Genomic DNA, 14,797 nt, shown 5'->3' with positions numbered 1-14,797 from the left:
GGTTACGGCGGTTATGGCGGGAAGGAAACACCCGGTTACATTCCGAACCCGGAAGTTAAGCTTCCCAGCGCCGATGGTACTGCACTCGGGAGGGTGTGGGAGAGTAGGTCACCGCCGGACAATCTTTTGAGAAGGGGTTCATGCGGGCCTGGCTGATGCCGGGTTCGTGTGGGCCCCTTTTCGCATGCCCGGGGTCAGTTCCCGCATGCCTGGGGCGCGTATGGCGCCGGTCCCCATCTCGCTCACTGGTCTCAGGAAGACCTCACCCGTACCTTCGCCTCCACGTACTGGCGTAGCGAAGCCGGCCTCCGAGAAAAGCCCGCGACCTGACAGGACACCTGGCCTTCTCCCTCACCGCACCGACGACAAGCAGGCGTGCGACCCGACGGAGTCACCGGCCAGTGCTGTGGAGGGGCCTGTGTGCCCAGAGTCGCGCATCCGACGATCGATGCCGCGGATGTAGCCCGGCACGGTGTATGTCGCGAATGTAGCCCCGCACGGTGTGAGGACCGTCGCGTTGCGCGAAGCCGACCGACGGCGATGCCCGGCCGTCGATGCGCCCGCGCCGCGACACGGTTGAGCGAGGGAGTGGTACCGGCAGCCCGCCTTCTCACGTGGACGTGAGACCCGTCCACGCAGGTCCGGCGGCCTGACCTGACACCGCTCCCCCATCCCGCAGGGCGTCAGGAGCTCGTGAGGATGACGAGCCGCTGGGTCGCCCTGGTCATCGCGACGTAGCGGTCCACCGCTCCCTCGATGCCCTCCCCGAACCCCTCGGGATCGACGAGGACCACCAGGTCGAACTCGAGCCCCTTCGACAGCTCCGGCGTCAGCGACCGTACGCGGGACGTCTCCTGGAATGTGGGATCGCCGATGACGCAGGCGGTCCCGTCGGCGTGCGCGGCGAGCCAGGTGTCGAGGATCGAGCCCAGATCCGAGACCGGTCCGTGGACGACCGGGACGCCGCTGCTGCGGATCGAGGTCGGGACGTTGGCGTCCGGGAGCGCGGCCCGGATCACGGGCTCCGCCTCCGCCATGACCTCTTCCGGCGTCCGATAGTTGACGGTCAGGGACGCCAGGGTGATCCGGTCGAGCCCGACCCGCTCCAGCCGTTCCTGCCACGACTCCGTGAACCCGTGCCTGGCCTGGGCGCGGTCCCCGACGATGGTGAAGCTCCGGGACGGGCACCGCAGCAGCAGCATCTGCCACTCCGCGTCGGTCAGCTCCTGAGCCTCGTCCACGACGACGTGCGCGAACGGGCCGGCGAGCCGGTCCACGTCGAAGGTGGGCAGCTCGGACTCGTCGACCAGGTTGCGCTGCAGGTCCGCCCGGCGTAGCTGCGTCACCAGGCCCTCGCCGTCGTCATCGGCCTCGATCAGGTTCTCGACGACCTGGGCCATGCGTTCGCGCTGGGCGGCCAGGGCGGCTTCCCGCCGTCGCTTGCGCCGTGACGTCTCCGGGTCGCCGAGGCGCTGCCGCGCCGCGTCCAAGAGCGGCAGGTCGGACACCGTCCACGCCTGCGCCTCCTCGCGCTGCAGCTTCCGTACCTCGTCGAGGCTGAGCCAGGGGGCGCACTTGCGCAGGTAGGCGGGTACGGTCCACAGGTCTCCGACGAGGTCGGCCGCTTCGATCAGCGGCCACGCGCGGTTGAAGGCCGTCAGCAGCTCCCTGTCCCGCATCAGCGACCTGCGGAGCAAGTCGGGCGCGACGTCCTCGTCGTCGTGTTCCCTGCGGTCAACAGGCTCAATCGGCTCGGGAGTGCGAGCAAGCTCTCCCCCCGCTCGCCTCAATCGCCTGTGCTTGTCCGCCAGGATCCTGAGCAGCTCCTCCCAGATCAGGTCGCGCGCGTCGTTGTGCGGAATGCCGGGCTCCGCCGCGTCGAACGCCTCGGCCCAGTCGTCGGGACTCAGCCAGACGTCGGACCAGTGGGTCGTGACCGTCATCCCCTTGGTCGGCAGGTTCTCGTAGAACCTGACGGCCGGCTCGATCGCCTTCACCAGGTCCGCGGACGCCTTCAGCCGGGCCACGTCCGGGTCGGTCTCGGTCGCCGCCGCGGCTCCCTCGGTCACGAGGTCCCGCAGGGTGCAGGTCTGCACGCCCTCCTCGCCGAGGCTGGGGAGGACGTCGGCGACGTAGGCCAGGTAGGGCTGGTGCGGGCCGACGAACAGCACGTCGCCCCGCCGGTGACCGAGACGGGGGTCGGAGTAGAGGAGGTAGGCGGAGCGGTGCAGGGCGACGACGGTCTTGCCCGTGCCCGGACCGCCGTCCACGACGAGGGCGCCGGCGGACCCCGCGCGGATGATGGCGTCCTGGTCGGCCTGGATGGTGCCGAGGACGTCGCGCATGCGCGGCGACCGGCTGCTGCCCAGGCTGGCGATGAAGGCGGACTGGTCGTCGAGGGCGGCGTGCCCGACCAGCCCCTCCGAGGTGAACACCTCGTCCCAGTAGTCGCTGACCCGGCCGCGGGTCCAGCGGTACCTGCGGCGGCTGGCCAGGCCCATCGGGTTGGCGTGCGTGGCGCCGAAGAACGGCTCGGCCGCGGGGGAGCGCCAGTCGAGCAGCAACCGGCGGCCCTCGCTGTCCGTGAGGCCGAGTCGTCCGATGTACGCGGGCTGGTCGTCGTCCGCGCTCACCATGTGCCCGAGACACAGGTCCAGGCCGTAACGGCGGAGTGTGCGCAGGCGGGCGGCCAGCCGGTGGATCTCCAGGTCGCGGTCCAGCGCCGCCTGCCCCTTGCCGCCGGGCGCCATGCGGGCGGCGTCGAGGCGGTCGGACAGGTCGGCGATCGCCTGGTCGAGGCTCTGCGCGATGGCCGCGAAGTGCTGCTCGTCGCCGGCGATCAGCGCCGGGTCGGCCTTGGCGGCGAGGTGGTCGGGAAGGTCAAACGCGCTGGTGGTCAGCGGGTTCACGTGGGATTCAGCTCCGATCTGAGGTCGCTCGCGACCGTTTCGCGCGTCGCGTGGGTCACGCGGGGCGCGCGGTGAGGCGGCTGGACCGGGGTGGCCGACAGGGGAGCGGGCGGTGCTTCGCCGGGCCGGGCCCTGTGGCTTTCGCGGGTTCAGGTCGCCGAGATGTGCACGTTCTTACTTATGGGTCTGGTTCGACGGAAGCGGCGCGTTCAGGGCTGCACGCGCCGTTCAGGCGGAGGCGGGCGGTCTCTCCCGGCTGACCGCGTCCAGCAGCAGCCTCGCGGCGACCGTCGTTCCGTCGGTGCGGATCGCGCCGGCCACGGCGGCCGCCCGTGCGCGGGTCTCGGGGGCCAGGGCGGTTGCGAGGGCGGCCGACAGGGACGCGAAGGTCGGCACCGGGCCGTCGTGCGCCGCGCCGATGCCCAGCTCGGCCACCCGGCCGGCCCAGTACGGCTGGTCCGCGAGCTGGGGCACCACCACCTGAGGCGTGCCGGCCCGCGCGGCCGTCGTCGTCGTGCCCGCGCCGCCGTGATGCACGACGGCGGCCACCCGGCCGAACAGCTCCTGCTGGTTGACCTCGCCGACGACGAAGCAGTCGTCCCGGTCGCCGTCCAGGGACAGGCCGGCCCAGCCGCGGGCCATGACCGCGCGGCGGCCCTGCGCGCGGATCGCCTCGACGGCGACCTGGGCGACGTCCGTCGACTCGCGCATGGGCATGCTGCCGAACCCCACGTACACCGGTGGCGCGCCGGCCTCCAGGAACGCCGTCAACTCCGCCGGGAGCGGGCGCTCGTCCGGCAGGATCCACGGGCCGGTCTGTACGACGTCGAGATCCGGCGACCCGAGCCACGGGTCCAGGGTGGGGTCCGTCGCCAGCCACGGCCGGTCGCCGATGACGTAGTCGCGGACGTTGTCCACCGGCGGCAGGCCGATCGAGGCCCGGTTGGTGTTCAGCGCCTCACCGAACAGCGCGTTGATGCTCTGGGCGTCCAGGTCCCACAGCACCCTGCTGTCCGTCACCTCCGGCGGGAGCGGCCGGCCCGGATACGCCAGCGGACGGTGGTGCGGCGACGGCAGCGTGAGCTGCTGGAAGGTGACGGACACGGACGGGATGCCCAGCTTCTCGGCCACCGACCGGGCGCCGGCGGCGGCCGGCATCATGCCGGTCACCACCATCGCGTCGCACCCCTCGGCCGCCGCCGTGACCGCGTCCAGCTGGCCGGCGATCACCTCGGCCGCGCGCTGGGGCAGGCCCGCGGGCGCCGACGGGGCGGAGGTCGTCAGCGCGCGCGCCGACCGGCCGACCGGCACCATCGGCACGCCCACGCCGGCGAGCCGCCGCGCGAACTCCTCGTCCGGCGGCGCGCACACCCGCACCTCCGCGCCGAGCTCACGCAACCGCACCGCGAGTCCCGCCACCGGTTCGACGTCCCCTCGCGACCCGTACGTCGACAACAGCACCCGCACGTCGCATCCCCCCATTTCCGCAGGTTGTGGCCACACAATCTGGCCTCGGCGGACGATTCTGGGGTATGACGGGGGTCTTGCCGCAAGCCCCCCGTTGCGCTATACGTTGAAAGTGGAAAGGAGTGGATGCTTCCCCTTTCCCGCGATCCCCTTACTGTCGGGCCCCTACTGTCGGGCCACGAAGACGCCCCATCCCAGGTACTGCCGGCCGTACTCCAGGTGCGTCCGTCGTGACTTGTCGAGGAAGTCGCGGACGGCAGGAGTGTCCGGGTCGTCCGGGTTGGCCCGCAGCCAGTCGCTCAGCGTCCACCACTGGCTGGCCACGTACCGGTCCCAGCTGTCCGGGTCGGACAGCACCATCTCCACCAGCTCGAAACCCGACGCCTCCAGCCGCTCCGCCGTGCCGGCCAGCGACGTGAAGGCGTCCTCGGGGATCTCCAGCGCCTCGCACGCCTCGGCGGGCGGCGGCGACTGCCAGAAGCACTCACCCACCAGCACGATCCCGCCCGGCCGCAGCGGGCGACGCATGAGCTCCAGGGTGCCCTGCAGCCCGCCGCCGATCCACGTCGCGCCGACGCAGGACACGATGTCGTACGACTCCGGCTCGTCCGTGTACGTGCCGGCGTCGGCCTCGACGAACCGCACCTGGTCACCGACCCCGAGCTCGGCGGCGCGCGTCCTGGCGGCCTCCAGGAACACCGAGCTGACGTCCACGCCCACCCCGTGCAGCCCGTAGCGGGAGGCCCAGCGGCTGAGCATCTCCCCCTTGCCGCAGGCGAGATCGAGCTGCCGCGTGCCGTGACTGATGCGGCATATCTCGCCGAGAAGGTTGAGCTTGTCGGGGCTGAGGGGGTTGAGGATGCGGTGCCGCGACTCGGCGATCTCGTGGAAGCGAAGTGACATGGCTGGCAGTCTTCACGAAAACGGCATAGTGGGCGACCGGATTGACCCGTCGCTGAGTCACGTGAACGTTCGGCGGCTTGCTAGGCTGGAGCGAGCGGGCCACCCCCACGGGTGGCCTTCGTCGCGTAAGGCCCCGAGGACGGGCGGCGGCGAGCCACGGCGGCCGCCATGTGCGATGCGGGTCCGCTGAGTGAGCCAACGAAATGGACCAGAAGTGAACAGAGACAACGGACCCGACGGCGGACAGCGCGGGGGCGGCGAATACGGGGAGAGGCGTACGTACGGTAGCAGCAGAGGCGGCGGATACGGCTCCCGGGGCAGTGGCCAGGGAGCCTCGCGAGGCGACCGCCCGTACCGCTCTGACCAGCGCTCCGGTTCCGACGAGCGCTCCGGCGGCCGCGACGACCGGGGGCCGCGCCGCGAAGGCGACGACCGCCGCTCCTCCCAGGACCGCGGCCAGGGCGACCGGCCCGTGTACCGCAGCCGCGACGACTTCGACGACCGCGGCCGGCGCCGCGAGGGCGGCTTCCGTGACGACCGGGGCCCTCGCCGCGAGGGCGGGTTCCAGGGTGATCGGGGTCCGCGCCGTGAGGGCGGGTTCCGTGACGATCGTGGCCCGCGCCGTGATGACGACCGGCGGCCGTTCCGTGACAGGGACGATCGCGGGCCGCGTCGTGAGGGCGGGTTCCAGGGTGATCGGGGTCCGCGCCGCGAGGGCGGGTACGGCGATGACCGTCGTTCGTACCGTGACCGTGACGACCGTGGTCCCCGTCGTGAGGGCGGCTACGGCGACCGCGGCCCGCGTCGCGACGACGACCGTCGCCCGTTCCGCGACCGCGACGATCGCGGGCCGCGTCGTGAGGGCGGGTTCCAGGGTGACCGTGGTCCGCGCCGTGAGGGTGGGTTCCAGGGTGATCGGGGTCCGCGCCGTGAGGGCGGGTTCCGTGACGATCGTGGCCCGCGCCGTGATGACGACCGGCGGCCGTTCCGTGACAGGGACGATCGGGGTCCGCGTCGTGAGGGCGGGTTCCAGGGTGATCGGGGTCCCCGTCGTGAGGGCGGGTTCCAGGGTGACCGTGGTCCGCGTCGCGAGGGTGGGTTCCAGGGTGATCGGGGTCCGCGCCGTGAGGGCGGGTTCCGTGACGATCGTGGCCCGCGCCGCGATGACGACCGCCGGCCGTTCCGCGACCGTGACGACCGTGGTCCGCGTCGTGAGGGCGGCTACGGCGACCGTGGCCCGCGCCGCGACGACGACCGTCGCCCGTTCCGCGACCGTGACGACCGTGGTCCGCGTCGTGAGGGCGGCTACGGCGACCGTGGCCCGCGCCGCGATGACGACCGTCGCCCGTTCCGCGACCGTGACGATCGCGGTCCGCGTCGTGAGGGTGGCTACGGTGACCGTGGCCCGCGCCGTGAGGGCGGGTTCCAGGGTGATCGGGGTCCGCGCCGTGAGGGCGGGTTCCGTGATGACCGTGGCCCGCGCCGTGACGGCGGCTACCGCGACGGCGGCGCCCGTCCGTTCTCCCGCGACCGTGACGGCGAAGGCGGGGGCAACCGCGACGACCGTCCGGGCGGCGGCAGCCGCGCCAGGTACGGCAGGGCGGACCGCGAGGACGCCCCTCAGCGCGAGCGGCTGCCCGAGATCGCCCCGGACGTCACCGCCGACGAGCTCGACAAGGAGGTGCGTGAGGAGCTGCGCTCCCTTCCCGGCGACCTGGCCGAGCTGGTGGGCAGGCACCTCGTCGCCGCCGAGCGGGCCCTGGAGGAGGACGACCCCGACCGGGCGCACGAGCACACCAAGGTGGCGCGCCGCTTCGCCGCCCGCATCGGCGTGGTCCGGGAGGCGGCGGGCATCGTCGCCTACCGCGCCGGCCACTACTCCGAGGCGCTCAGCGACCTGCGCGCCGCCCGGAGGATGACGGGCTCCGACGCGTACCTGCCGGTGATGGCCGACTGCGAGCGCGGCCTCGGCCGCCCCGAGCGCGCCCTCGACCTCGTCCGCTCTCCCGAGGCCGAGCGCCTCGACCGGCCCGAGCGCATCGAGCTGGCCATCGTCGAGTCGGGCGCCCGGCGCGACCTCGGCCAGAACGACGCCGCCGTCATCACGCTCCAGCGGCTTCCGGAGCTGCGTGAGCAGGATGTGAAGCCGTGGTCGGCGCGGCTCGCGTTCGCGTACGCCGACGCGCTGCTCGCCGCCGGACACCAGGAGGCGGCGACCGACTGGTTCGCCCGGGCGATGGCGTTCGACGGCGACGGCGAGACCGACGCCGCCGAACGGTACGCCATGCTGACCGGGGCCGTCATCGACGACCTCGAAGAGGACTACGAGGACGGCGACGACCTCGACGTGCCGTTCGACGACGACATCGTCGGCGGCGCCCTCGCGGTCGAGGCCGAGGACTCGGAGGACGCGGAGGATTCCGTGGACTCCGACGATGTCGAGGACGCGGAGGATGTCGAGGACTCGGAGGAGGACGCCGAGGACCTGGCTGAGGACGGCGAGGCCGAGGAGCAGCCGGTGTCGGACGAGGCCCCGCAGGCCGCGCCCGCTCCGGCGACCGCCGAGGCTGCCGAGTCCGTTGAGTCGGCTGAGTCCGCCGATTCCGCCGCGGCCGCGTCCCCGGCCGGCGCCGGCGCCGGCGCCGGCGAGCAGAACGATGTCCAGGCGGCGCCGGACATCAACCTGGCGTTCATCGAGCCCGACTTCGGCGACATCCTCGACGCGTCCACCGAGGACAAGCCCAAGCGGGACAACTGACGCCTCGGCGTTCAGACGCGTAAGAAGACGGTACGGCGGGCACCCCACACGGGGCGCCCGCCGTACTTTCGCGTTTTCCGGCCGCTACGTACGGTGCCGCACGCTCACAAGCCGAGTCGCTCGACGGAGGTGAGCCGGCTCTCGACGCCGGGCAGCTTGGTTAGGGCGCCCCGGCCGCTGGAGCGCTCGGCTGCTCGGCTGCTCGGGCGCCCGGCTGTGTGGCCGCCGGCGCCGCCCGAGCTGCCGCCACCGCTGCTGCCCGGCGCCGCCGCTCCGCGGGGCCGGGCTCCTCGACACGCTCAGTGCTGAGCGGTCCTGCCGGGCGGGCTCAGACGGGCTGAGGCGGCCGGAAGTCCTCCTTCTGCCGTCAGGGATTGACGCGGTTGAGCCAGTGCAGGATGCCCGCGACATTGGACGGCGCCCCGCTCAGCAACTCGAAATGCTCGGCCGCCTCGCCCTCCATCTCCAGCGCCGCGTAGCGCTCCTTCGTCCGGTCGCGCACCATGGCGACGGCGTGGTCCAGGTCCATGCCCTCCGCGTGCGCCTGCCGGGTCAGGTCCACCCAGATGCGCAGCTCCTCCGCGGAACGTTCGAGAGTGTCCTGAACGGCGTCGACCGGTCCGTAGTGGCTGAACAGCAGCCGTTGCGGACCGAGCGCCTTGAACAGGGCGATCGAGTTGAGCGCCGTCTCCAGGTCGAAGTCCGGCGGCGGCGTGGCGGGGCGCAGGTCGCCGGTCTCGGGGAGGTACACGCCGGCGGCGTCGCCGACGTAGAGGTCGCCGGTGCCGGAGTCGACGAGGCCGACGTGGTGCTTGGCGTGGCCGGGCGAGTAGTGGCTGCTGAGGGTGCGGCCGTTGCCCAGGTCGACGGCGCCTGTGTCGCCGAGCGCGACGATGCGTTCCGCCTCGGTCGGGGAAAGCTCGCCGAACAGCGTGTCGAGCTTGTCGCCCCACACCATCCGGGCGCTGGCCATGAGACGCGACGGGTCGGCCAGATGCCTCGCGCCCTTCTCGTGCACGACGATCTGCGCGGAGGGGAAGAACTTCGCGATGTCGCCGACTCCGCCCGCATGGTCGAGGTGGATGTGCGTGACCACCACGCTCGCCAGATCGTCGGGGCCCACCCCGAGCGAGGCCAGGGCGTCCCGCACCACGGGCGCGGAGGTCGACGTCCCGGTCTCCACCAGGCAGGGCCGATCGGACAGGATCAGGTAGCCGGCCGTGATGCCCGAATAACCGGCCATCTTCGTGTCGATCTCATAGACGTCGCCGCCGAGGGCGGTGATGTTGTCCACAGGCACTCCCGTGCAGCGATCCGCTATCCCCAGAACGGCATTCGAGCCGTTCCAGCCATGTCCACATCGTAGAGAGTGATCCCCGCCGGAGCATCGGATGGGAGGACGACAGTGGACCGCAACGAGGTCGTGCTGGCAGGGAGGGTGTCCGTGGCAGCCGAGGACAAGCGGCTGCCCAGCGGTGACACCTTGACGAGGTGGCGCCTGGCCGTGCGCAGGGACCGCCCGCACCCGAAGGGCGGTGTGATGACGGACAGCATCCCGTGCATCACCTTCGCCCCCGAGGTCGCGGCCGTCGTGCGCGATGTGGGGCCGGACGATCCGCTGGAGGTGAGGGGCGCGTTCCGGTGCCGCATCTACGGCCCGTCGTCGGGGAAGATCTGGCGGTACGAGGTCGAGGTCTTCCACGTCGAACCGGTGGGCGTCGATCCGGCGCCACCGCCTCCCGGAGCGAGACGACGCACGACCAGAGGGGCGCGCACGTCCAAGCCTTCTCCCGCCGCCCCGCCTGGAGGTGAGGCTGCTGTGGGGCAGGACCGCCGTGATCCTGCTGCTTCCCTTTCTCTGGATTCGCGCGGGGAGGTGGCTTCCGAGACAGACGCGCCACCTCGCGCCGAGACGGAGTTGCTGATGGACGAGAAGTCTCATGAGGCGCCCCTGAGGGACGATTCCGACGCTTCCTCGCACGTGTCCTCCGCACCAAGCCGCCTCCAGGCCGTGCTCGACACCTGTAGATCCGCGGGGAGAGGCGCACTTTCGCGCAGCAGCCGCTGAGGTAGTGCTCACTGCCGCCGCAGGGGGCATTTCGAGCAGACGCAACCTCGCGCAAGGGGAGAAGTGCGAACGGCGGTGGGAGCGAGAGGAGGAAGCAGGGAGTGAGAAGCAGGAGGAGAAGGCTTGGAGGGGAACGCATGCAGGAGCGCAGGTGTAGCTCACGCATGCCGACTCCGCAGGAGCCCAGTTTGCGCAGGTGATTCTCGCTGGTTGGCGGGTTGGCGGGTTGGCGGGGAGGCGGGGAGGCGGCGTGGCTCAGCCGGTGGCGAAGGTGCGGAGGACCAGGCCGGTTCGGGGCTTGGGGCCGAAGGAGGTGGATTTGCGGGGCACACGTTCGCCGGACGCGGCGACCGCGAGCACGTCGGCGACCAGGAGCGGCTTGAGGATCACCGCTGTTCCTCCCGCCTGCGCGGCCTGCTCCACCGCGGCACGGGCGTCGTGGTGGACGATCCGTACCGTCTGCTCCTCGTCCCGTACACCCCACACCTTCGGCATCAGGAACTCCGTCAGGATGGAGGTGTTCAGTGCGTTCCACCGGTCCGAGCGGTCGGCGGGCATGGCGCGGGCCAGCTGCATCGGGTCGGGATCGGTCAGCAGATGGGCCCCGCCTTCATCGGCCACCAGGAACGCGAGACCGGGGGCTGCGTCCAGCGCGGCCAGGCCCACAGCGAGATCGGGATACTCGTGGACCCGCCACGAGCCTCTCGCCTTGGAGACGGCCTCGGCCAAGGGCAGCGCCGGGATCACCCGATGGATGGCCTTGAGGTCAGGCGGATAGGCCGTGGCATCGACCAGCAACGCCAGACCGAAGTCCCAGGGGCCGGACGGTCGCTGTCGCTTCTCCACCTGGGCTGGAGCGCCCTGGACGTCGGCACGATCGTCGCTGCCGTCGCCGTCGCCCGGTGAAGCCTTACGGGTCTCCGAGGCGGTTTCGCTTGTTGGTGCGATTGGGCTGTCCGGGGCGATTTCGCCTGTTGATGCTTTGCGGCGGGCAGCTTCGCCTGTTGAAGGGCCAGGGGTCTGCAGGGCAGGTCCGCCCGGTGAAGCGTCGGGGGTCTGCAGGGCAGGTCCGCCCGGTGAAGCGTTGGGGGTCTGCAGGGCAGATCCGCCCGGTGAAGCGTTACGGGTCTCCTGGGCGCTTTTGCCTGCCGATGCGTTAGGGGTCTCCGATCCTCCTTCGACTGTCGATGCCTTAGGGGTGTTCGATCCAGCTTCGCCTGCTGATGCTTTGGAGGTATTCGGTTCGCCTTCGCCCGCTGAGGCGTCGCGAGTCTTCGATTCGGTTCCGGCCGCTGAGGCGTCGCGAGTCTTCGTGGCGCGCTCGTTCCCTGCTGCCTGAAGAAGCTCCGGCACCTCTGGCGAGACGCTCGGCACATGAACGTCGTGGGCATCCGATGCGCGGCCGTCTGGACGGCTTCGGTGCGTCCCCGGCGGCGGCTCCTCGGCGGACGCTGGCGTTGTCGACGCGGTTGCCGGGGCGGCCGTCTGGGCGCGGGCCGTGTGCTCCTGGCGTTGCAGGACCCGGTAGGTGGCGTACCGGTGGTGGCCGTCCGCGATGAGGGCTTGGCGAGGGCGCAGATCGGCGTTGATCGCGGCGATCTCCGCCTTGTCGGTGATCGCCCACAGGCGGTGGGTCAGGCCGTCCTCGGTCCTGGCCACGACCAGAGGCTCACGTGTGGCGGCCACCTCGTCCACGAGACGGGTCGCCTGCCCGCTGTCCCCGTCGTACAGGAGGAAGATGGGTTCGAGGTTCGCCTGGGTGGTGCTCATGAGAGCGAGCCGGTCCGCCACCGGGCCGGGGAAGACGTGCTCGTGGGGCAGGATGATGCCCTGGGTCGGGTCGGCGATGCCCACGTCACCGATGAGGCCGCGCTGCAGGACCGTGGGGCCGCTCTGCTCGTACACGTACAACGCCGGAAGATCGTCCGCCACCAGGATGCCCGCGTCGAGCCAGGCGCGCAGGGTGTCACGGGCCTCCGCGTAGCGTGTTCCGTCGATCCCGGACACCTGCTGCGCGAAGCCGCCCTCGCCCGGGCTGTCCGCGTCTCGCGTCACAGTGCTGCTCGTCGCGTCTCTCCCGGCCAGGCTGCCCGAGCCCTGTCCCTCAGATCTGTGTGCGCCTTCTCTATGTGCGCCGTCCGCCTGTGAGTCGTCCGCCTGTGAGTTGTCGGCGTTCGGCGTCTCCGGCCTACCTCCGCCCAGCCCCTGCGGGACGTTCGTGTTCGGCGTCTCCGGTTCATCTGCGTCCCGCGCCTGTGGGCCGTTCGCGTTCGGCGTCTCCGGCCTATCTGCTCCATCTGCGCCCAGCCCCTGCGGGACGTTCGTGTTCGGCGTCTCCGGTTCATCTGCGTCCCGCGCCTGTGGGCCGTTCGCGTTCGGCGTCTCCGGCCTATCTGCTCCATCTGCGCCCCGCCCCGGCATCGGCGCCTGCGGGACACTCGGGTCTTCCGTCTCCGGGGCGCTCAGGTCGCGCCGGGCGGCGCCGGAGGGTGCGTACGGATGACTCTGCGCCTCGTCAGCGACTTCCCGGGGGCCGGGAGCACTCGCCGAGCCGCTGTGCGCCGAGACGGCCTCGGAAGCGCCCGACGAGGTCCCCGTACGTACAGGCGGTGTGGTGGGGCGGGGAAGGATGAGGCGTACCACGTTGTTTGGATGAGAGTGCAGCAATGCCCGGACGTCGTCGTCCGAGATCAGGTCATACGGCGGGGAAGTGACCTTCGCGGGATCGTCGACGGCGAAACGGACACCGTGGAAGGGGCGCAGCACCAGCCCGTCGGGCACCGGCAGTTCAGGACTCCCCATATCGGGCATGCTCCCATAAACATCCGAGTCTTCCAGAAGCCGCCCCAGCACCCCCGCCGCGTCCGACTCCGTGGCGAGCCGAGCGGAGCCGTCGTCTGCCGATGTAGGAGGCCTCACGCAATGGTCCAAGGAAGAAACGTCCATGATGATTCCCCCGGCGCCCCCGAAGGTGACGTTTACGACTGGTACCAGCGTGGGGTGAAACTTCTCAAGGACGGCAGTCCGGCCGCGGCGGCCGCGCTGCTGGAGCGGGCGGCGCTGGCCGAGCCCGAGTCGCGCAGCATTCTGGAGGCGTTGGCGCGGGCGCAGTTCAACTCGCGGCAGTACGCGGAGGCGGCGGAGAGTTTCCGGCAGATCGTGGACGCCAACCCGGCTGAGGATTACGCCCATTTCGGGCTCGGGTTGTCACTGTGGCGCACCGGTGACATCGAGGGCGCTCAAGAGCCGCTGGCCATCGCCGTGGCGATGCGTCCCGACGAGCGGCACTACGTGTCGGCGTTGAAGAGCGTTCGGGCGACGCTGCGCGCCCGGCGGGAGATGTGACGGGCGAGGACTTCGGGGCGCGTCTCCTCCCCTCACGGCCGCGCGAAGCGGGAAGGAAGCGGGAAGAGCGTCGCCGTACGGGGAGGCGCGCGTGAGCGCCCCCCGCGGCGGCCCGGGCGGGTGGTCATGGCGTCGCGCATCCGCGCGTCCCCGGGCAGGACGCCTCGCGAGGGGCGGGGACGGCGGCGCTATTGTCTCGGTGACGGCCCCGGCGTGCGGCCACCCGCGCTCGGCGGCCCCACCGCGACCGAAAGGCGACCCGTGCTGATCGACGGCTACGACACCCTGCTGCTCGACCTCGACGGCGTGGTCTACCTCGGCAGCCACGCCGTTCCCGGCGCCCCCGAGGCGCTGGCGGAGGCGGGAGCCAGGGGCGTCCGGCTCGCGTACGTGACCAACAACGCCTCACGCACTCCCGCCGCCATCGCCGCCCACCTGCGCGAGCTGGGCGTGCCCGCCGTCGCGGGCGACGTGGTGACCTCGGCGCAGGCCGCCGCGCGGCTGGTGTCCGAGCGGGTGCCCGCCGGCTCGAACGTGCTGGTCGTCGGCGGCTCCGGGCTCCGCATGGCCGTACGGGACCGGGGGCTCAGGCCGGTGACCACCGCGATGGACGCGCCCGCCGCCGTCGTGCAGGGCATCGCCCCCGGCCTGTCGTACGGGCTGCTGTCCGAGGGCGCCCTGGCCGTGCGGCAGGGCGCGCTGTTCGTGGCGTCCAACGGCGACACCACCATGCCGACCGGCCGCGGCGAGCAGCCCGGCAACGGCGCGATGGTCCGGGTGATCGCCGCCGCCACGGGGGTGGAGCCGGTGTACGCCGGCAAGCCCGACCCGCCGCTGCACCGCGAGTCCATGATCCGTACCGGGGCCGAGCGGCCCCTGGTGGTGGGCGACCGGCTCGACACCGACATCGAGGGCGCCACCAACGCGGGCGTCGACAGCCTGCTCGTGCTCACCGGTGTGGCGACGCCGCTCGACCTGCTCACGGCCGGGCCGGAGCACCGTCCCACGTACGTCGCCGAGGGGCTCGGCGCGCTGTCGCGACCGTACCCGGAGGTGCGGGACGGCGTCTGCGGAGGCTGGCGGGCCCGCTGGCAGGACGGCGCGCTGCGGCTGGAGGGCGACGGCAGCCCGATCGACGGCCTGCGGGCCGCCTGCGACGCCGTCTGGACGGCCGTGGGGGAGGGGCGGGCCGAGGAGGACGCGGTCAAGCACGCCCTCGACCGCCTGGGGTGAACGGCACCAGCCGCCGAGTACTGCCGCCCTCCACAGCCTCCCCACGGCGTCACATCAGTGCACGGAGAAGCGCCCACGAGGTCAGAGCCCGGAAAAGGCGCGCACAGGCGACGC

At 71.9% G+C, this 14,797-nt stretch carries 9 protein-coding genes, 1 rRNA gene and 1 pseudogene; 5 read left to right on the top strand and 6 right to left on the bottom strand.

Features of this window, described 5'->3' with window-relative positions:
• Nucleotides 1-3 precede the first annotated feature (3 nt).
• A 5S ribosomal RNA gene (gene rrf / locus HTZ77_RS12595) occupies nt 4-120 on the top strand.
• A gap of 563 nt (nt 121-683) precedes the next feature.
• Here the strand turns inward: rrf and helR are convergent.
• The 3 genes from helR to HTZ77_RS12580 form a co-directional block, all read right to left on the bottom strand.
• Nucleotides 684-2,909 carry an RNA polymerase recycling motor ATPase HelR gene (gene helR / locus HTZ77_RS12590; RefSeq protein WP_175589664.1) on the bottom strand — a complete coding sequence of 742 codons (2,226 nt, stop codon included), beginning with the start codon at nt 2,907-2,909 and terminating at the stop codon, nt 684-686.
• A gap of 228 nt (nt 2,910-3,137) precedes the next feature.
• Nucleotides 3,138-4,376: a glycosyltransferase gene (locus HTZ77_RS12585; protein ID WP_175589663.1), complete on the bottom strand. Its 1,239-nt coding sequence runs from the start codon at nt 4,374-4,376 to the stop codon at nt 3,138-3,140.
• A gap of 165 nt (nt 4,377-4,541) precedes the next feature.
• Nucleotides 4,542-5,279: an SAM-dependent methyltransferase gene (locus HTZ77_RS12580; protein ID WP_175589662.1), complete on the bottom strand. Its 738-nt coding sequence runs from the start codon at nt 5,277-5,279 to the stop codon at nt 4,542-4,544.
• Nucleotides 5,280-6,960: 1,681 nt separating this feature from the next.
• Between HTZ77_RS12580 and HTZ77_RS12575 the strand changes: the two genes are divergently transcribed.
• Complete coding sequence (locus HTZ77_RS12575; protein WP_175589661.1) at nt 6,961-8,037, top strand: hypothetical protein; 1,077 nt, start codon at nt 6,961-6,963, stop codon at nt 8,035-8,037.
• A 367-nt stretch (nt 8,038-8,404) separates the two neighbouring features.
• Here HTZ77_RS12575 and HTZ77_RS12570 read toward each other — a convergent pair whose 3' ends face one another.
• Nucleotides 8,405-9,331 (bottom strand): MBL fold metallo-hydrolase, encoded by a 927-nt coding sequence (locus tag HTZ77_RS12570; RefSeq protein ID WP_175589660.1) that lies wholly within the window; start codon nt 9,329-9,331, stop codon nt 8,405-8,407.
• A 111-nt stretch (nt 9,332-9,442) separates the two neighbouring features.
• Here HTZ77_RS12570 and HTZ77_RS12565 point away from each other — a divergent pair, with 111 nt between their 5' ends.
• Complete coding sequence (locus HTZ77_RS12565) at nt 9,443-10,105, top strand: single-stranded DNA-binding protein (RefSeq protein ID WP_175589659.1); 663 nt, start codon at nt 9,443-9,445, stop codon at nt 10,103-10,105.
• Nucleotides 10,106-10,360: 255 nt separating this feature from the next.
• Here the strand turns inward: HTZ77_RS12565 and HTZ77_RS46050 are convergent, their stop codons facing one another.
• Nucleotides 10,361-12,160, bottom strand: a complete 1,800-nt coding sequence (locus HTZ77_RS46050) for a DUF1015 domain-containing protein (RefSeq protein WP_328808555.1) — start codon at nt 12,158-12,160, stop codon at nt 10,361-10,363.
• Between the two features lie 564 nt (nt 12,161-12,724).
• Nucleotides 12,725-12,907: pseudogene (locus HTZ77_RS48165) on the bottom strand (DUF1015 family protein); the annotation flags it as partial.
• A 120-nt stretch (nt 12,908-13,027) separates the two neighbouring features.
• Here HTZ77_RS48165 and HTZ77_RS12550 point away from each other — a divergent pair.
• A complete protein-coding gene (locus HTZ77_RS12550; protein ID WP_175589658.1) occupies nt 13,028-13,450 on the top strand; it encodes a tetratricopeptide repeat protein in 423 nt (140 codons plus the stop codon).
• Between the two features lie 261 nt (nt 13,451-13,711).
• A complete protein-coding gene (locus HTZ77_RS12545) occupies nt 13,712-14,683 on the top strand; it encodes an HAD-IIA family hydrolase (RefSeq protein WP_328808554.1) in 972 nt (323 codons plus the stop codon).
• Nucleotides 14,684-14,797 lie beyond the last annotated feature (114 nt).

This window comes from Nonomuraea montanisoli, assembly GCF_013363975.1.
Taxonomy (GTDB): domain Bacteria; phylum Actinomycetota; class Actinomycetes; order Streptosporangiales; family Streptosporangiaceae; genus Nonomuraea; species Nonomuraea montanisoli.
The sequence above is the reverse complement of the archived record's forward strand: the minus strand, read 5'-3'. Positions and strand labels throughout refer to the sequence as shown.